An 18,683-nucleotide genomic window follows, 5' to 3' on the forward strand; every position below is an offset into this window, starting at 1 on the left:
CGGGCGCGGCCGCTCCAGCCTCGCGGCAGGCACGGCCGAAAGGCGCTTGTCTGGCGCCTCGGCGCGGCTATTGTCCGGGCGATGAAAGGCAGGCCACCGGCGTGATCCCGCACCAACCCGACATCAGCCTTGCGGCCAACCTGCGGCGCCTGGGCACGCTTGTGCAGGACTGGCCGGGCGAGCCGATCGACACCGCCGGGACGGTCCGCGCGATCCGACCCGACGATCCGCTGACGCCGGTCTACTGGTGTTTCAACGCGACAGCCGAATTCACCGCCCTGGCCGAGGCGTTCGGACCGGGGCAACCGCTGGTGGGGATGCGGTCGCTGAGCCTCATCATGACGCTGTCAGATGGCACATCGCGCGCGCTTGACCTGCTTGCCGCGCATTACGCCGATGCGCTTCTGAGGCGGTTCGGCCCGCGTCCCTGCATCGTCGGCGGCAACTGCCAGTCGGCTGCGATCGCCTGGCGGGTGGCGATCCGGCTGATGGCGGCGGGGGTGGCCGTGGAACGGCTGGTCTTTCTCGATGCCGAACCGCATCTGCCCTTTCCGGGACCAGTGCGGGTGCTGTTCGGCGCGGAAAGCGCTGGCTTCAACCCCTATCTGAAGCCCCCCGAAGACGTGACCCGCCCGGTTCCCTGGCATTGGGAAAGGGCCTGGTCCCGCGTCGATTGCCGGATCGTGCCGGGCGCGCACGGGCAGTATTTCCGCCCCGAGAACCTGCCTGATGTGGCAAGGGCTATCCTTGCACCCGGACCTGACGGGGAAACGACCATGGCGTTGCCCGGCGAGGCGCCGGTGATCCGCTTTCGCACCGCCCTGACCACGACCGCCGCCATCTGGATCGAGGCCGAAATCCCGCCCGCCTTGGCGGCTATGCCGGGTCTTTCTGTCCTGCCGCTCTGGCGCGGTGCGGACGGTGGGTTGCTGCGCGTGCCGGGGCCCGATTGGGTGGTGCCGGTCACGACGCGGCCCTTCTGGCGCTGTCGCTTTCCGCGCCCGGGTCCCTTTCCGGGGGCGACCGTCCTTCCGTTGCCCTGTCTTGCCGGGCAGGGGCCGCTGGTCTGGCCGTCCCTTCTTCGCCCGTCGGTCAGTTCGGAATTGACCGAATCCGGGCTCACGCCTAGTCTGCCATGACGTGATATTCGAGTGTCCCCCATTTTCATCGCCGATACCCGAGGTTTGCCATGCTTGATCTGACGAAGTTCCTGTCACTGAAGGTTCCCGCCGCCGGTGCCGCCAAGGTTGGCCAGAACGAACCGCCGGCCGCGCCCAAGAAATCCTGACCGCGATCAACGACCCCTTCGCCCGGACCTGACCCTGGGGGGTTCCCTTGCTTCGGCCCGATCCCGATCTGGTTCACGGCGTCAATGCGATGCTTGAACGCCGGCTTCATGCCGCGTTCGATCATGTCGCCTGTGATGTCCTTGGCGAAGCGCGCCCCGGCGCATGGTCCTCCTCACCCTCGGCGCATGCCGCCCAGGCGCTCTTTCGCGAGGCGGCGGTTGCGGGCGACGTCGCGCGGATACGAAACCTTTACGATGATTTCCGCGCCGTCCTGACCAAGGCCGGGGCAACTGCGCGCGCGCAGGTGATCGCCTGGGGCGACGATGCCCTTGCCGGTGCGGAATACGATCTTCTGCAATCGGCCTTTCGCGACGATATCGGCCTGACGGCGCAGCTTGTCGCCCCGGACCCGGCGCGGGCGGCGGCGCTGAAATTCGCCATTCCCGCGCTCATGGACCGGCTTGGCGCCGTGCTTCCCCTCTGGCAGCAGGAATTTACGGCGCTGGTCGCGCAGATCCATCTTGCCGAAACCTCTGAGGGTCGTTTCGGCGGGGCGTCGGCCTTTGCGGCCTGGGGGGCGATCCTTGTGAATCCCAAGGCGCAGGCGGATGATCTGGCGCTTCTGTTGACGCTGATCCACGAAAGCTCGCATCTGAAGCTGTTCAGCGCCTATGTCGATGACGAGATCGTCCTGAACGACCCCGACGAGGGCTATTCCAGCCCGCTGCGACATGAACCGCGCCCGATGAACGGCATCTATCACGCGGCCTTCGTCCTGGCGCGGATGATCTGCTTTCTGGATGACCTGCGCAGTTCGGGCAGGGTGACAGAGGTGCTGGGTCGGTTGCCCGAGGGCGCGATCGAGGCGGTGCTGGAAAGCTCGGTCGAACGGTTCCGCGCCGCGCATGAGGTGATCCGCGATCACGGCCGGCTGACGCCGCTTGGCCGGACGATCATCGACGAGGCCGCCGCAGGCGTCGCTGCGGCCGACCAGGCGCGGGCCAGCGCGTGACCACTGCCCTGGGCGGCATCCTGCGGGCGCTCTCCGATGCATCCGGCCGGGTGCTGGTGGAATATCGCGGACGCCGGTTCACCGGGGCCGACCTACTGACCCGGATCGAGGCGCGTGCCGCTGACCTGCGGCAGGCGGGCCTCGGTGCGGGGCAGACGGTGCTGATCGTCGTCAGCGACAACCTCGCGGCGATCGAACAGATGATCGCCTGCTGGATGAACGGGTCCTGCGGCCATTTCGTCGATTTCCGGTCACCCCCGGCGCGGATCGCGGAATGGCGCGCGCGTCTTTCCCCGTCCCTTGTCGTCGGCCTGCGCGCCATGACGGGCGGCGATGTCCGCATCCAGCCGCGCGATCCGGCCGCCACGGACGGTTTTCTGCCGGTCGAGGCCGACCCGTCCAGCCGCGCGCTTCATCTGGCAAGTTCCGGAACCACAGGCCTGCCGACGCTGACCGACGTGACCCAGGCCCGGCTGGCCGAGGTTCTGCAACATTCGGCCGTCGAACTGCACCGAGACCCGCGGGGCGCCACGCTGTCATCCGTCTCTGTCGCCTTTTCGGCAAGCGCCTATCTGTGGCTGCGGCACCTTTTGGTCGGGCAGCCGATCCTCGCGCTTGATCTGGTGCACCGGATCGAGGAACTCGACACCGCGCTGCAGCGCGCCGATGTCGTCGAATGTTCGCTTCCCCCCGGCGCCATCCGACGGCTTCTGGCCCTGCCGTCGGACCGGGTTCCCCGTTATCCGCAGCTTGTCCGCTTCTCGACCGTCGGCGGCCCCGCCCGGCCCGAGGACAAGGTGGCCGCCGTCACCCGCCTGTCGCCCGTCTTCGCGATGACCTACAGCTGCGCGGGCGTGGGCCTCGTGTCGCGGATCAGGGGGGCCGAGATTCTGGAACGCCCGTCGTCCTGTGGCCGTCCGGCACTTCCGGTCGTGGTCGAGATCCGCGACGGCGACAGGCGCTGCGGCCCCGGCGAGGTGGGCGAGGTCGTCATCAGCACGGATCGCGTGACCGGCCACCGGCCCGGCGATCTGGGGTGGCTCGACGCCGGGGGGTATCTGCACCTGACGGGGCGGGTGCAGGGTCTTTTGTCGCGGAAAGGTGTGAACTTCAGTGCGGAACGTATTGTTTCGGCTTGCCTTTCCCTGCCTCAGGTGATCGATGCAGGGGTGGCTGTGCTGGACGGTGCCGATGGCGATGACGAGGCGCATCTTGTCGTGCAGGCGGCGCGTGACAGGGGTGACAGCCTGGCCGGGATTCTGGCACGCCACCTGCGTCAGACGCTGCCGGTGACGGAACAGCCGGATGCGATCCACATCTGGTCCGACCTGCCCCTGACACCGGCGGGCAAGATCGACCAGCGCGCGCTATGCGACAAGGTGAGGAAGAAGCGGGATGACCGGGAACAGCACTGATCTTTGCGAACTCATCCGCGCCGTCCTGTCCGAGGCGGTCGGCTCGGACCTGGGGCCGGAGGACGATTTCTTTGCCGCCGGGGGCGATTCCCTGGCCGCCGAACAGGTTCTGGCGGCCCTTTCCACGCGCCTGTCCCGGCCGGTGGAGGGCTGGATGCTGCTGGATCACCCGACGGCAACGAGCCTCGCCGCCGCGCTTTCGGCCACCCGCTGACCCGCCAGACCGGCCCGCGTTTGAAATGCATCGCTCCCGCATCGCCGGGCCGTCGCGACAGACCGGATTTGCAACAAGACTGTGTGGAAAGTGGAGGCGGGTACCGGAATCGAACCGGTCTTCACGGATTTGCAATCCGCTGCGTAACCTCTCCGCCAACCCGCCGCCGAAAGGTGCTGTGTGACTAGCCGATCGGGCCGGAGCCTGCAAGGGGGAATGGGGCGGCCCGGCGGGGGTGGGAATCGATAGCGTTTGGGCCGCGATCGTCTGTGGTGTAGATTTGCCCGCGATACGGGTCCGGACTGGGCCGGGCCGTCAGGGCAGGGATGTGCGATGCGCCGGGACAGCTATACTGATGCCTCGGACCCCAAGGCGGAAATGATCAACCGCATCGTGATGGCGGTGGGCTTTGCCGGGGCCTCCGGCTGGGTGGCCTGGATGCTGGGCTGGCCCCTGATCCTTGACATCAACGATCCCGATTTCAATCCGATGGTGGGCCTTCTGGGCCTCGCCCTGGGGGTGTCGCTGTGGAACGGGTTTCAGGCCATCCTCTGGTACCTGCGCCTCAGGCGGTTCGGCGCGACGCGGATGCAGCTTGACGGGCCGGTGCCTGCGCCCCTTGGCAGGCCGCTGGTGGGGCGGCTTGTGTTTGACCGGCCGATCCGGCCCAAGGGCGCATTTCGCGTGGTTCTGACCTGCCATGACGTCCATGAATCCGGCGACGACACGGACGCAAAGGGGCGCGATCAGGCGTTTCCCGTCTGGACACAGGAGCGGCTGATTCCGCCCGAGGCGATCCATGGCAATGGCATCGCCTTCCGCTTCGATCTGCCCGCTTCGGTCGGGCCGAAGCCGGTCGGCCGCATCAGTAGCCGACGAAATCCCTATTTCAGCGGTGGCGTGTTCATCACGCTGCCGGGGTTCCGCCGCGCCTATACGCATGGCCGGGCACCCGTCGGGCGGTTCTGGCGGCTGGTCGCCACCGCGGAAACCGAAGGTGCGCCTTACCGGGCGGAATTCATCGTGCCGATCCTCGACTGAACGCGACAACCCCGCCCGGTCAAGGCCGTTCGGGCAGAACCCAGACCGCCTCGGGGGGCAGGCGGATCGCCGCGGCATCGCCGGGGGAAAGGCGCGCGGCCTCGGCCGGGGGCCGGATCAGGACCAGCGTCAGGTCGCCGGCCAGCACCACAAGCCGCGTCTGGGTCCCCAGGAACACCCGGTCGATCACCGTGACCGCCAGCGCGCCCGCGTCGCCGGGTTCGGCCAGAAGGATGTTCTCGGGTCGGACGGTCAGGCAACCCGTGCCCTCGGGCGCGCCGGCGGGCAGGGGCAGGCGGCCAAGGGCGCAGTCGAAGACACCCGCCGCCGCCCGGCCGGGCACGAAATTCGCGCCGCCGAAGAATTCCGCCACCTGCCGGTCGCGCGGGCGGGCGTAGAATTCGGCCGCTGGGGCGAACTGCCGCAATTCTCCGTCGAACATCAGCGCGATGCGGTCGGCCAGCACCACCGCCTCTTCCTGGTCATGGGTGACAAGGATCGTGGTGATCCCCGTCTCGCGCTGAAGGTCGCGGATCAGGTCGCGCATCTCGGACCGCAGATGGGCATCGAGGTTCGACAGCGGTTCGTCCAGCAACAGGACGCGCGGTTCGGTGACCAGCGCGCGCGCCAGCGCCACGCGCTGCTGCTGGCCGCCTGACAGGTCCTGAACCCGGCGCGGTCCTATGCCGGGCAAGCGCACGCGGTCCAGCATCGCCTCGACCCGCGCGGCGATCTCGGCGCGAGGGGTGCCCCGCATCCTCAGGCCGAAGCCCACGTTTTCAGCCACCGACAGGAACGGAAACAGAAGCCCGTTCTGAAAGACCATCACCGCGCCGCGCACCTCGGGGGGCTGATGCAGGACGGACCGGCCATCGAACCGCACCTCGCCCGAACAGGGGCGGATCAGCCCCGCGATCATCTTCATCGTCGTGGTCTTGCCGCAGCCCGAGGGACCCAGAAGCGCGGTCAGCTCGCCACAGGGGAATTCCAGCGTCAGGTCGCGGACCGATGCGCCATCGGCCCCGGCGAAATGCTTGGTCAGCCGGTCCAGCGTCACGCGCGTCACGGGCGCACCCCCCCAAGGCCCGCGCCCTGCCCGGTCAGGTGGCGCGAGGCGAACAGCAGGATCAGCACGCCGGGCAGGATATAGATCATGCCGATCGCGCCGGTCAGGTCGTTGCGCCCCGATGTCGCGTAGGAAAACAGCAGAAGCGGCAGCGTCTCGACCCGGCCGCCCCCGATCAGAAGGGTCAGCACGTACTGGCTCCACGACACGAGGAAGGCGAAGGTCGCGCCCACGATCAGGCCGGGGCGGATCGCGGGCAGGGTGACATGGCGGAAGACCCGCAGCGGCGAGGCGCCAAGGCTGCGCGCCTGCGCCTCCATGTCGGGGGAAAGGTTGGCGAAGACGCCCGCCAGAACAAGGATCATGTAGGGCAGGGTGGGGATCAGGTGCACGATCACCACGCCCGCGCGGCTGTTCGTCAGCCCCAGTCCGATGAACACGGAATGAAGCCCGAGGGCATAGGCAAGGCCGGGCACCAGAATCGGGGCGAGGATCAGCATCTCGACCCCCGCCTTGCCGCGAAAGCGGTGCATGCCCAAAGCGCGCGCCGCGGGAAGGCCGATCAGGATGGCCAGCGCGGTGACGAGCCCCGCGATCAGCGTGGTTTCCCAAAGCGCCGCCAGCACGCCCGAACGCGGGCTCGCCACATGGGCCCAACCGTCCAGCGACCAGACCGAGGGCAGCAGATCGGGAAAGAACCAGCTTTTCGCGACCGACCAGACCGCCAGCGGCAGAAGCGGCAGCACCAGCCAGACGATCAGCAGTGCAAGGCTGAGGTTGCGCAGGGCCGCCGTCATCGCCGCCCCCCGATCCGGCCACGCGCGGCGCGCAGATAGGCAAGGATCAGCACAAGGCTCATCGCCGCGATCACCATCGCCATCGCCATCGCCTGCGGGCGCGCGGCAAGGTCCACATCGGTATAGCTGCGCCAGGCAAGGACGGGCAGGGCGGCGGGGTGGTTCTGCCCCAGAAGCGCGGGAATCTCGTAGGCCCCGAAGGCGAAGGCAAAGACGATGATCGACGCGGCCAGCGCGCCGGGCAGGATCATGGGCAAGAGGACGTGGCGGAAGGCCTGCCAGCGCGTGGCCCCCAGGCTGCGGGCGGCGCTTTCGTAATCCGCGCCGATGGTCTGCATCTGTGCCAGCAGGATCACCCCGATGAAGGGCACCTCTTTCCAGACATATTGCAGGATGATCCCGATCGCCGCCGGATCGAAGACCAGCGCGGGAAAATCGGCCGGGCGGTCGATCAACCCGACCTGATACCCCAGCCGCGCGAAGCTGCCCGATTGCGAGAAAAGATAGAGGATGCCGATCGCCCCCACCAGATGCGGCACCGTCAGGTTCAGCTGGAACAGGAAGCGCACCAGCGCGCCGCCGCGCCCCGTCCTGCGGATCATCAGCGCCGCCGCGATCGCGATCACCAGCGACAGCAGGGTCGAGGTAAAGGCGATGTGGAACGAAAGCGCGAAGGACCACAGGAAATCTGGGTCCGTGAGGACGGCGCGATAGGCATCGAGGTTCGGTTCGGTCAGCCCGATGACCGGCATCCAGTTCAGGCTGCGGGCCAGTCCGATGCCGAGGCCGCCCAGAAACAGCCCCCCCAGCACGATCAGCGCGGGGACCAGCATCAGGACGATCTTCCTGCGGTCGGACATGGGCGGGCGGATCCCTCGGGGGGCTTGGGGGGCCTGTGGTGGCAGGCGCGTCACGTCATGGCTTGCCCGCGGGACGGGGCCGGGTCAAGTCTGGCCCGGCCATTCGCATCCACAGGGCCCGCGCCCTGCGGTTGTCACTTGCCCACGTTCTCGATCCAGCCCTGTTCGATGGCGGTGATCCAGTCGGCCTGAAGTTCGGGCAGGCTGGCCTTGGCAAGTTCCGTGGCGGGAATGACCGACGGGTGCATCGGCAGGGCCGCGAAGCCGGCCTGAACTTCGGTGCTGGCGCGGGTCACGTCGATCGCCGGGGCCGCGCCCCAGATGGCGGGGTCGGCCTTGGCCAGCTGTTCCTCGCCCGCAATCAGCGCGTTCGCCACGACCATCGCCGCCGCCTTGTTGGGCGAATTGAAGGGGATCAGCACGTAATTGGTGTTGCCGATCGTGCCATCCTCCAGCCCGTAGGACCGCACGGTTGCGGGATAGGTGCCGTTGTCCACCGCCAGCCCGAACTGCGAGGCGTCGTAATCGAAGACCAGCGCGACTTCCTTGTTGGCGAACATCTGCTGCAGTTGCGCGATGGTGTTGGGATAGGTCGTGCCCTCGCGCCAGAGGTAGGGCTCGATCTCGTTCAGGATCGCCCAGGCCTTTGGGGCCACGTCGTCGAACTTCGCCTGATCGAAGGGGCCAAGCAGGTTTTCTGCCCCGCCCGCGGCATGGTAGAACACATGCCGCACGAAGACCGAGCCGTGAAAATCCGGCGGCGCGGGATAGGTGAACTGGCCGGGGTTCGCCTTGATCCAGTCCAGCAGCGCGGGGATGCTGCGCGGCGGTTCGGGCAGGGTGGCGCTGTCATGGGCAAAGGCGAACTGCGCCTTGTTCCACGGCACTTCGCAGCCCTCGACCGGGACGCCAAAATCGTTCGCCACGGCAGGGTCGTCCCAATTGATCAGCGCGTTGTTGGGCAGGGTTTCGACATAGCCGCAAAAGGCCAGCCCCGCCTGTTTCATCGACCTGAAATTCTCGCCGTTGATCCAGATCATGTCCACCGATCCGCGATCCATGACCCCGGCTTCCTTCTCGCCCAGGACAAGGTTCACGATCTCGGCGGCGTCGGTGATGCCCACACGGTTCACGGTGATGCCGTGGCTGTCCTTCAGCATGCCGCCGATCCGGTCGCCGACATAGGCGTTGATCGTGTCCGAACCGCCCCACATGAACCAGTTCACCGTGCCGCCCTTCGCCATCTTCTCGATCTCGGCCCAGGGTTTGCCGATCAGCATGGAGCCGTCCGCCGTATCGGCGAGGGCGGGTGAGGCGGACAGAAGCAGCACGGAAAGCAGAAGACGTTTCATGGTATCCTCGAAATGGTCACGATGGCGGAACACTAGTGTCCCGCGGCGGTGCTGTAACCGGGGCAAACGCATTCGTGAACGGCCTCAGCCGATCACGCGCTCAAGAAGGTGTTCCCAGTTGTCCCAGGCGATGCGGCGGATCAGGCGTTCGCCGAAGTCCGCCTTGCGCATCGCCTCGATCAACGCAGGCAGGCGGTCGGCCCCGGCCAGCGCCGCGGGCACGGTCGTGCCGTCGAAGTCGGACCCAAGCGCCACGCCGTCTTCGCCCAGGCGTCCGATCAGGTGGTCCAGGTGCCGGATCAGAACGTCAAGCCCGGTGTCGGGGTTCTTTACCCCGTCCGGGCGCAGGAACCCGGTGCCGAAGTTCAGCCCGACCAGACCGCCCCGTTCGGCCATCGCATCAAGCTGGCGGTCGGTCAGGTTGCGGGTCGAGGGGCAGATCGCATGGGCGGCCGAATGGGTGGCGACCAGCGGCCGCGCGCTGATCCGGGCCACATCCCAGAACCCTTGTTCGTTCAGGTGCGACAGGTCGCACAGAATGCCCAGCCGGTCACATTCCCGCACCAGCCGCTGCCCCGCCTCGGTCAGGCCCGGCCCGGTGTCGGGCGAGGTGCCGTGCAGGAAGGGAACGCCGTGGCCGAAGACGTTCGACCTGCTCCACACCGGACCGAGCGACCGGAGTCCCGCCGCGTGGTAGAGGTAAAGTTCGGTCAGGTCCGCGCTGATGCCTTCGCACCCTTCGATGTGCAGGATCGCGGCGATCGCGCCATCGGCCCTTGCGGCGCGGATGTCAGAGGTCGTCGTGCAGATGCGGATCGCATCGGGCCAGTCGCGCGACATCCGGGCCAGGATCGCAGCCTGTTCCAGCGTCGCGCGGCGTGCCACGTCGACATCGGCGGGCGGAAAGACCCTTTCGCGCGCCTTCGGGTCGGGCGCGGTCTTCGCGTCATAGGGGGGCCAGACGGCAAAGAACCCCCCCGCCAGCCCGCCAGCCCGCGCCCGCGCAAGGTCGATGTGGCCTTCCCGCCCCTCGAAGAAGCCGCGTGCGGAAAAATCGCCATCCTCCCAAAGGCAGGACAGAAGATCGTTGTGTCCGTCGAAAACAGGGATATCCGTCATTCTGCCCAGGCCCTTTTCGGTCAACTTTGTTGCGTTTCATCTGACCCGCAGGAAGACGGCTTGACAAGGCAAACCGGAAAGTTGCCCACTTGGTCAAGGAATCCCCCCGACAGACGGGGTGAACCGCCGGAACGAACCCAAGAACCAGGGAGTTTACGTGATGAAATTCGAACCGACCCTGCGCCGGGCGGGCGCTGTTGCACTTTCTGCCCTTCTGATCGGCACCGCACCTGCGGCGCTGTTTGCTGAAACGCCCGCGGACACGCTGGTGATCGCAGATGCCATCGACGACATCGTGTCGATCGACCCGCATGAAGCCTTTGAATTTTCGGGCGTGGACCTGAACAACAATCTCTACGACGGCCTTGTCGAGATCGACCCGACGAAGCCCGGCGAACTGGTCCCCGGTCTGGCGGAAAGCTGGTCGGTGGACGAGGACGGCGTGACCTACCGCTTCAAGATGAAGTCGGGGATCACCTTCTCGTCCGGGAACCCCGTGACGGCCGAGACGGCGGCGAATTCGCTGCGCCGCGTGGTCAAGCTGAACAAGACCCCGGCCTTCATCCTGACGCAGTTCGGCTTCACCGCCGAAAACGTCGACCAGATGATCATGGCCGAGGGTGACACGGTCATCCTGAAGACCGACAAGGCCTATGCGCCGACCTTCGTCTACAACTGCCTGACCGCGGGCGTGGCGGCCATCGTCGACTATGACACCGTCATGGCGAACGAGGTGAACGGCGACATGGGCAACGAATGGCTGAAGTCGAATTCGGCCGGAACGGGCGCCTACGTGCTGCGGTCGTTCAAGGCCAACGAGGGCTATGTGCTTGAGGCGCGCGCCGATCACTGGCGCGGCGCACCAAACCTGAAGACCGTGCTGATGCGCCATGTCCCCGAAGGCGCGACACAGCGCCTGATGCTGGAAAAGGGCGACATCGACGTGGCGCGCGAGATGACGCCGACCGACATCGCGGGCCTTGAAGGCAATGCCGACGTCAAGGTGCAGAACGACGTGGGCGGCCAGATCTATTACCTCGCCATGAACCAGAAGCGCGAGGCGCTGGCCAATCCCAAGGTGCTGGAAGCGATGCGTTGGGCGGTGGACTATACCGGCATGACCGAAACCATCCTCAAGGGCCAGTGGATGGTGCATCAGGCCTTCCTGCCGCGCGGCTTCCTTGGCGCGCTCGAGGAAACGCCCTACAGCCTCGATCTGGACAAGGCCAAGGCGCTGATGGCCGAGTCAGGCGTGACGCTGCCGCTTGAGGTGAAGCTGACCGTGCGCAACAACCAGGAACGCATGGACATTGCCCAGCAGATCCAGAACACCTTTGGCCAGATCGGCATCAACCTGACGCTGGACGTGGCCGACGGGGCGACGGCGCTGGGGACCTATCGGGCGCGCGAGCATGACATCACGCTGCAGACCTGGGGGCCGGACTATCCCGACCCGCATACCAACGCCTCGACCTTCGCGATGAACCCGGACAATTCGGACGCGGCCAACGCGACGGGCTTCCTGGCGTGGCGCACCGCCTGGGATCCGGGTGAACTGGGCGCGATGACCGCCGCCGCCGTCGAGGAACGCGATGGCGAGAAGCGTCGCGCGATGTATGAAGAGATCCAGCGCAAGCACCGCGATGGCTCGGCCTTCCTGCTGATGTTCCAGCAGATGTCGCAGACCGCGCTTCGCGCGAATGTCGAGGGCTTCTACACCGGTGGCGCGACGGACTCGGTCGCGTACTGGACGGTCACGAAGTAACCGGCGATCGGGGGGCGGTCGGGGCTTTCCCGGCCGCGCCCTCCTGCACCAGAGCATGAGCGTTTCCGACACCTCGTTCCGGGACAGCCGTCTTGCCTTCGCCCTGCGTCAGGGCGGGGGTATCGTGCTGTCATTGGCGGCCACCCTGCTTGGCCTTCTTCTTGTCACCTTCTTCATCGGGCGCGTGGTTCCGATCGACCCGGTGCTGGCCGTGGTCGGCGAACGGGCGACGCAGGCGCAGTATGACGCCGTGCGCGAGGCGCTTGGCCTTGACCAGCCGCTGTGGAAACAGTTCGGGATCTATGTCTGGGATGCGCTGCACGGCGATTTCGGCCAGTCGATCCGCACCCGCGAACCGGTGGTGGACGAAATTCGTCGCTATTTCCCCGCCACGCTGGAACTGGCCACGCTGGCCACGATCTTTGGCGTGATCGTGGGGGTGCCCGCTGGCGTGATCGCGGCGACCCGCCCGGGAAGCCTGATCGACCAGATCGTGCGGATCGTGGGGCTGATGGGCTATTCCATGCCGGTCTTCTGGCTGGGCCTGATGGGGCTTCTTCTGTTCTACGGCATCCTTGGCTGGGTCGGCGGGCCGGGGCAGCTTGATGCCGGATACCAGATGCTGATGGAATTCGAACTGACGCGGCATACCGGGATGATCCTGCTGGATACCGCGCTGAACGGCCGGTGGGACATGTTCGCCAACGCGCTGTCGCATATCGTGCTGCCGGCGGGGATCCTGGGCTATACCTCGATGGCCTACATCAGCCGGATGACCCGCAGCTTCATGATGAACGAACTTGGGCAGGAATACATCACCACCGCCCGCGTCAAGGGCATGCCGGAATGGCGTGTGATCTGGGTGCATGCGCTGAAGAACGTGATGGTGCCGCTGATCACCGTCGTGGCGCTGTCCTATGCCTATCTTCTGGAAGGGTCCGTCCTGACCGAAACGATCTTTGCCTGGCCGGGACTGGGCAGCTACATCACCGACGCGCTTTTTGCCGCCGACATGCCCGCCGTTCTGGGGGGCACGGTCGTGGTGGGGGTGGTCTTCATCGGGCTGAACATGCTGTCCGACATCCTTTACCGTCTCGTCGATCCGAGGGCGAAATGAGCGGGGCCGAGATGAAACGCGGCGGCGTCATCGCCTGGCTGCGCGAGCCCAACCCCCACAGCCGGACGCAGGCCCGGCTGGGGCAGGCCTATCTTTCCTGGCTACGGATGCGGCGCAATCCGCTGGCGATGGTGGGGCTGACGATCGTCCTGCTGCTTCTCGTCATGGCGGCGCTGGCGCCCTGGCTTGCCCCGCACGATCCATATGTGCAGGACCTGACGCGCCGTCTTCTGCCCCCGGGAACGCCCGGCCATCTGCTGGGCACCGACGATTTCGGCCGCGATATCCTAAGCCGGATCATCTATGGCTCGCGCATCACGCTTTACATCGTGGTGCTGGTCGCCGTATCCGCCCCGGTCCTGGGCCTCTTGATCGGCACGGTTTCGGGCTATTTCGGCGGCTTTGTCGATCAGGTCCTGATGCGGATCACCGACATCTTCCTGGCCTTCCCGCGCCTGATCCTGGCGCTGGCGCTGGTCGCGGTGCTGGGGCCGGGGATCGAGAACGCGGTGCTGGCCATCGCGCTGACCGCCTGGCCGCCCTATGCCCGCGTCGCGCGGGCCGAGACGTTGACCGTTCGCAGCTCTGACTACATCGCTGCGGTCAGGCTTCAGGGGGCGGGGGCGCCCCGCATCATCTGGGGCCATGTCATGCCGATGTGCCTGCCCTCGGTCATCATCCGCGTCACGCTGGACATGGCGGGCGTGATCCTGATCGCGGCGGGCCTCGGCTTTCTTGGTCTCGGCGTGCAGCCGCCCTTGCCGGAATGGGGGCTGATGATCTCGTCCGGGCGCAAGTTCCTGTTCGAACAGTGGTGGGTCGCCACCATGCCGGGGCTCGCGATCTTCATCGTCTCGCTCGGCTTCAATCTTCTGGGCGACGGGTTGCGCGACGTGCTGGACCCGAGGAATTCGGGAAAATGAGCGATCTTCTGACCATCCGTGACCTGCGCGTGACCTTCGACACCGAAACCGGCCCGGTCGAGGCGGTGCGTGGCGTTTCGTTCCGGCTCGGGCGCGAACGGCTGGGCATCGTCGGCGAAAGCGGCTCGGGCAAGACGATCACCGGCCGCTCGGTCCTGCGCCTGATCCGGCCGCCGGGCCGGATCGAGGCCGCCGAGATGACCTTTGACGGAATCGACCTGACGAGGATCAGCGAACGCGAGATGCGCGCCCTGCGCGGGCCCCGCATCGCGATGGTGATGCAGGACCCGAAATATTCGCTGAACCCGGTGATGAAGGTGGGTGCGCAACTGACCGAGGGGTTGCGCCTGCGCGACCGGCTCGGTGCGGCCGAGGCCCGCCGCAAGGCGATCGAGGCGCTGGAGGCGGTGCAGATCCGCGACCCCGAACGCGTGATGGAGGCCTATCCGCACGAACTGTCGGGCGGCATGGGGCAACGGGTGATGATCGCCATGATGCTGATCCCGAACCCCGACCTGCTGATCGCCGACGAACCGACAAGCGCGCTGGATGTGACCGTGCAGGCCGAGGTTCTGTCGATCCTCGACGGGCTTGTGCGCGACCGGGGCATGGGGCTGATCTTCATCAGCCACGACCTGCGGCTGGTCGCGCGGTTCTGCGACCGGGTTCTGGTGATGTACAAGGGCCGCATCGTCGAGGAAGTGGCCGCGGGCGAACTGACGCGGGCGAAACACCCCTATACCCAGGGCCTGTTGAACTGCCTGCCGCGCATCGGCGGCAGCCGCGCACCCCTGCCGGGGCTCGATCGCGACGCAGACTGGGCGAGGGCGTGACATGGCGCTGATCGAGATCGAGAACCTGTCGGTCACCTTCCGGTCGAAGGGCCATCTGGTGCGCGCGGTGCAGGATGTGTCGCTGTCCGTGGGCGACGGCGAAAGCTATGGCCTCGTCGGTGAAAGCGGATCGGGCAAGTCCACGATCCTGCGCGCGATCTGCGGCCTTGCCCCGGTGACCGGCGGGACGATCCGCATCGCGGGCCAGCCCGTGCCGGACCCGCGCGGCCGCGATTTCAGCCGCCAGGTGCAGATGGTCTTTCAGGACCCCTACGCCAGCCTGCACCCCCGGCACACGCTGGACCGGGTGCTGTCCGAACCCCTTGCGATCCACGGCGTCAAGGGCGATGCCGACCGTGCCGTGATGCAGGCGCTCGATGACGTGGGCCTGCCGCGCGCCTTCCGGTTCCGCTATCCGCACCAGCTGTCGGGCGGCCAGCGGCAGCGCGTGGCCATCGCCCGCGCTCTGATGCTGAAGCCGCGGATCGTGCTCTTGGACGAACCGACCAGCGCGCTGGATGCCAGTGTCCAGGCCGAGGTGCTGAACCTTCTGTCGCGTCTTCGTGCCGAACGTGGCCTGACCTTCCTGATGGTCAGCCATGACCTTGCCGTGATCGACCACATGTGCGACCGCGTGCTGGTCATGCAGCATGGCCGCGCGGTCGAGGAACTGAACCACGCCGACCTGGCCGGGGCGGGGATGAAGACCGACTACGCCCGCACCCTGTTCGAGGCCAGCGCCGACCGGATGCTGTGACCGGGAAGCGCCGGGGCAGGGGGCTTGGGTGACCCCTGCCTGCCTTTCCGACTTGATCAAATCCCTGCGGATTGCATATGTAACGCGACTGTCTTGCAGGGTGGCCGGATGATGGAACAGGAAAACCGCAAGGTTCCGACGCATGAAGTGACCTACGGCCGCCTGCGCGACATGGTGCTTTACGGCGTGCTGGAACCGGGCCAGCCGGTGACGATCCAGGGCCTGATCCGCGACCTGGATGCAGGCATGACGCCCGTGCGCGAGGCGATACGGAGGCTGATCGCCGAAGGTGCGCTGACCCTTCAGGACAACCGCCGCGTCACCGTCCCGCATCTGACGATGGCCTATCTGGACCAGATCGCCTTTGCCCGCGACGCCGTCGAACCGCGCATCGCCGAACTGGCCGCGCCGAACCTGACCCCCGCGCTGATCGCTCGCCTGGCCGACATCGACGCGCGGATCGAACCCGCGATCCACGCGGGTGACATCTCGGCCTATCTGACCCATAACCACGCGTTCCACTTCACGCTTTACGAAGCCTCGGGGGCAGATGTGCTGACCGATATCGCCCGGTCTCTCTGGCTGCGCTTCGGTCCGGCGCTGCGGGTGGTCGTGGGGCGCTACGGCACTTCGGGGCTGCCCGATCGCCATGCCGAGGCGCTTTCTGCCATGCGCGCAGGCGATGCCGCGGCGCTGGCCGGGGCGATGCAGCGCGACATCGCCGACGGGGTGGCACTGGTGCGCACGGCACTGGCCGCGGGCGAGATCTGAGCCCGCTCGAATAATTTGATCAAATCCTTGAAGCCGGTTCGGTTTCCCCCTATCCTGAGCGAAATCGCGCAAGGCCGATTCCGCGTGGCGGGGCCTTCGAACCGGATGAGGGATGCCATGAACAAGATCACCAATCACATGCCGACCGCCGAATTGCAGGCGCTGGACGCGGCCCATCACATGCACCCCTTCACCGCGGGGGCGGAACTGGCGAAAAAGGGCGCGCGGGTCATCACCCAAGGCAAGGGTGTCTGGCTGACCGACAGCGAAGGCAACCGGATCGTCGACGGCATGGCCGGTCTGTGGTGCGTGAACGTGGGCTATGGCCGCCACGAACTGGGCGAGGTCGCCAAGCGCCAGATGGATGAACTGTGCTATTACAACACCTTCTTCCAGACCACCCACGTGCCCGCCATCGCGTTGGCGACCAAGATCGCGGAACTGGCGCCGGGCGATCTGAACCATGTCTTCTATGCCGGCTCCGGGTCCGAGGCGAATGACACCAACATCCGCCTTGTCCGCCGCTACTGGGACGTGAAGGGCCAGCCGGAACGCCACATCATCATCAGCCGCAAGAACGGCTATCATGGATCGACCATGGGCGGTGGCAGCCTTGGCGGGATGACGCCGATGCACCAGCAGGGGGGCCTGCCCATTCCCGGCATCGTCCACATCAACCAGCCCTACTGGTGGGGCGAGGGCGGCGACATGACCGAAGACGAATTCGGCCTCGCCCGCGCGAAAGAGCTTGAGGACAAGATCCTTGAACTCGGCCCCGAAAAAGTCGCGGCCTTCATCGGCGAACCGATCCAGGGCGCAGGCGGCGTGATCGTGCCGCCCGCCACCTACTGGCCGGAAATCCAGCGCATCTGCCAGAAATACGGGATCCTGCTGATCGCCGACGAGGTCATCACCGGCTTCGGGCGCACCGGCAACTGGTTCGGATCGCAGACCTTCGGCATCCGACCGCATATCATGACCATCGCCAAGGGCCTGTCGTCGGGCTATGCGCCGATCGGCGGGTCCATCGTCTGCGACGAGATCGCCGAAACCGTGGGCGGAGCTGGCGATTTCAACCACGGCTACACCTATTCCGGTCATCCGGTCGCGTCGGCGGTGGCGCTGGAAAACCTCCGCATCATCGAGGAAGAGGGGATCATCGACCACGTCCGCAACGTCGCCCATCCCTATCTGGCCGAGCGCTGGAAGGCGCTGGAGGATCACCCGATGGTGGGCGAGGCGAAACTGGTGGGCCTGATGGGCTCCATCGCGCTGACCCCCGACAAGGCGCGGCGCGCGAAATTCGCCTCCGAGGCGGGGACGGTCGGCCTGCGGACGCGCGAACGCTGCTTTGCCAACAACCTTGTCATGCGCCATGTCGGCGACCGGATGATCATCGCCCCGCCGCTGGTCATCAAACCCGAGGAAATCGACGTGCTGATCGAACGGGCGCGGAAGTCGCTGGACGAATCCTATGCCGGGCTGAAAGCCGACGGTCTGTTCGTGGCCGCGTGACGGCGACCGAGGCCGTGACGGGGGGGGCCGTGACCGGGGGCCGTGACCGAGGCCGTGATGGGGGGCCGTGACCGGGGAAGGGGGCGCTGCCCCCTCGGGCCTTGCGGCCCTCACCCCCGGGATATTGGCGCCAGAGTGAGAGCAATTTTGACCCAAATCCTCTTTCAACCTGGCCAAAATACCCTCGGGGGGTGAATTTGCCGAAGGCAAAGAGGGGGGCAGACAGCCCCCCTTTCCTTTTTCCGGCTCAGCGGGCAAACCGTATCGGCAAGGAAAGGGAGGCCGACATGGCGCTGATCGCGATCGTCACCGTTTCGGACCGGGCCAGCCGGGGGGAATACGAGGACAAGGGCGGACCCGCCGCCGAGGACTGGCTGCGCGGGGTGATCGTCTCGCCGGTCGAGATCCGGCGGGTCATCATTCCTGACGGCCGCGCGTCGGTGGCCGATACCTTCCGCCGCCTTGCCGATGACGAGGGCGCGGACCTCATCCTTGCCACCGGCGGCACCGGGCCCGCGCCGCGCGACGAAACACCCGAGGCGATGGCCGACGTGATCGAAAAGGACCTGCCGGGCTTTGGCGAACTGATGCGCGAGGTATCGCTGCGTGAGGTTCCGACGGCGATCCTGTCACGCCAGGGGGCGGGCACGCGCGGCAAGTGCCTGATCATCACCCTTCCGGGCAAGCCTTCCGCCATCGCCACCTGCCTGAACGCGGTCTTTCCCGCCGTGCCCTATTGCCTTGATCTGATCGGGGCCGCCCGGATCGAGACAAACCCCGAGGTTCTGGCGGCCTTCCGTCCGAAAGGCGCCTGACGATCCTGGGGCGGGCGACAAT

At 66.8% G+C, this 18,683-nt stretch carries 18 protein-coding genes and 1 tRNA gene; 13 read left to right on the forward strand and 6 right to left on the reverse strand.

What is annotated here, in order from left to right:
• Positions 1–101 precede the first annotated feature (101 nt).
• From E7811_RS11415 to E7811_RS11430, 4 genes are all read left to right on the forward strand, one after another.
• Positions 102–1,139, forward strand: a complete 1,038-nt coding sequence (locus E7811_RS11415; RefSeq protein ID WP_136394794.1) for an alpha/beta hydrolase family protein — start codon at positions 102–104, stop codon at positions 1,137–1,139.
• Between the two features lie 238 nt (positions 1,140–1,377).
• Entirely contained in the window at positions 1,378–2,301 is a 924-nt protein-coding gene (locus E7811_RS11420; protein ID WP_136394795.1) for an aKG-HExxH-type peptide beta-hydroxylase, read from the forward strand.
• Positions 2,298–3,716, forward strand: coding sequence for an AMP-binding protein (locus E7811_RS11425; protein WP_136394796.1), 1,419 nt, complete (start codon positions 2,298–2,300; stop codon positions 3,714–3,716). Before E7811_RS11420 ends, E7811_RS11425 begins: the two co-directional genes overlap by 4 nt.
• Positions 3,697–3,930, forward strand: a complete 234-nt coding sequence (locus E7811_RS11430) for an acyl carrier protein (protein WP_136394797.1) — start codon at positions 3,697–3,699, stop codon at positions 3,928–3,930. The genes E7811_RS11425 and E7811_RS11430 overlap by 20 nt, the downstream gene beginning before the upstream one ends.
• A 91-nt stretch (positions 3,931–4,021) precedes the next feature.
• On the opposite strand, the gene E7811_RS11435 is transcribed toward E7811_RS11430, so the two are convergent.
• Positions 4,022–4,095: transfer RNA gene (locus tag E7811_RS11435), tRNA-Cys, on the reverse strand.
• 168 nt (positions 4,096–4,263) lie between these two features.
• On the opposite strand from E7811_RS11435, the gene E7811_RS11440 reads away from it, so the two are divergent.
• Positions 4,264–4,971, forward strand: a complete 708-nt coding sequence (locus E7811_RS11440; RefSeq protein ID WP_136394798.1) for a hypothetical protein — start codon at positions 4,264–4,266, stop codon at positions 4,969–4,971.
• A 19-nt stretch (positions 4,972–4,990) separates the two neighbouring features.
• Here E7811_RS11440 and E7811_RS11445 read toward each other — a convergent pair whose 3' ends face one another.
• From E7811_RS11445 to E7811_RS11465, 5 genes are all read right to left on the reverse strand, one after another.
• Entirely contained in the window at positions 4,991–6,037 is a 1,047-nt protein-coding gene (locus E7811_RS11445) for an ABC transporter ATP-binding protein (RefSeq protein WP_136394799.1), read from the reverse strand.
• Complete coding sequence (locus E7811_RS11450) at positions 6,034–6,834, reverse strand: ABC transporter permease (protein ID WP_136394800.1); 801 nt, start codon at positions 6,832–6,834, stop codon at positions 6,034–6,036. The genes E7811_RS11445 and E7811_RS11450 overlap by 4 nt, the downstream gene beginning before the upstream one ends.
• Positions 6,831–7,694 carry an ABC transporter permease gene (locus tag E7811_RS11455; protein ID WP_136394801.1) on the reverse strand — a complete coding sequence of 288 codons (864 nt, stop codon included), beginning with the start codon at positions 7,692–7,694 and terminating at the stop codon, positions 6,831–6,833. Before E7811_RS11455 ends, E7811_RS11450 begins: the two co-directional genes overlap by 4 nt.
• Positions 7,695–7,828: 134 nt before the next feature.
• A complete protein-coding gene (locus E7811_RS11460) occupies positions 7,829–9,046 on the reverse strand; it encodes an ABC transporter substrate-binding protein (RefSeq protein ID WP_136394802.1) in 1,218 nt (405 codons plus the stop codon).
• Between the two features lie 84 nt (positions 9,047–9,130).
• A complete protein-coding gene (locus E7811_RS11465) occupies positions 9,131–10,165 on the reverse strand; it encodes a dipeptidase (protein ID WP_136394803.1) in 1,035 nt (344 codons plus the stop codon).
• Between the two features lie 160 nt (positions 10,166–10,325).
• On the opposite strand from E7811_RS11465, the gene E7811_RS11470 reads away from it, so the two are divergent.
• From E7811_RS11470 to mog, 8 genes are all read left to right on the forward strand, one after another.
• Positions 10,326–11,930, forward strand: coding sequence for an ABC transporter substrate-binding protein (locus E7811_RS11470; protein ID WP_136394804.1), 1,605 nt, complete (start codon positions 10,326–10,328; stop codon positions 11,928–11,930).
• Between the two features lie 55 nt (positions 11,931–11,985).
• Positions 11,986–13,047 (forward strand): ABC transporter permease, encoded by a 1,062-nt coding sequence (locus tag E7811_RS11475; RefSeq protein WP_136394805.1) that lies wholly within the window; start codon positions 11,986–11,988, stop codon positions 13,045–13,047.
• A complete protein-coding gene (locus E7811_RS11480) occupies positions 13,044–13,970 on the forward strand; it encodes an ABC transporter permease (protein WP_136394806.1) in 927 nt (308 codons plus the stop codon). Before E7811_RS11475 ends, E7811_RS11480 begins: the two co-directional genes overlap by 4 nt.
• Positions 13,967–14,803 carry an ABC transporter ATP-binding protein gene (locus E7811_RS11485; protein ID WP_136394807.1) on the forward strand — a complete coding sequence of 279 codons (837 nt, stop codon included), beginning with the start codon at positions 13,967–13,969 and terminating at the stop codon, positions 14,801–14,803. The genes E7811_RS11480 and E7811_RS11485 overlap by 4 nt, the downstream gene beginning before the upstream one ends.
• Position 14,804: 1 nt before the next feature.
• A complete protein-coding gene (locus tag E7811_RS11490) occupies positions 14,805–15,560 on the forward strand; it encodes an ABC transporter ATP-binding protein (RefSeq protein WP_136394808.1) in 756 nt (251 codons plus the stop codon).
• 108 nt (positions 15,561–15,668) lie between these two features.
• Positions 15,669–16,331, forward strand: coding sequence for a GntR family transcriptional regulator (locus E7811_RS11495; protein WP_342773356.1), 663 nt, complete (start codon positions 15,669–15,671; stop codon positions 16,329–16,331).
• 117 nt (positions 16,332–16,448) lie between these two features.
• Complete coding sequence (locus E7811_RS11500) at positions 16,449–17,846, forward strand: aspartate aminotransferase family protein (protein ID WP_136394809.1); 1,398 nt, start codon at positions 16,449–16,451, stop codon at positions 17,844–17,846.
• A 287-nt stretch (positions 17,847–18,133) separates the two neighbouring features.
• Complete coding sequence (gene mog, locus E7811_RS11505) at positions 18,134–18,661, forward strand: molybdopterin adenylyltransferase (RefSeq protein WP_136394810.1); 528 nt, start codon at positions 18,134–18,136, stop codon at positions 18,659–18,661.
• Positions 18,662–18,683 lie beyond the last annotated feature (22 nt).

The sequence above is a fragment of the Aliigemmobacter aestuarii genome (assembly GCF_004799285.1).
Taxonomy (GTDB): Bacteria; Pseudomonadota; Alphaproteobacteria; order Rhodobacterales; family Rhodobacteraceae; genus Aliigemmobacter; species Aliigemmobacter aestuarii.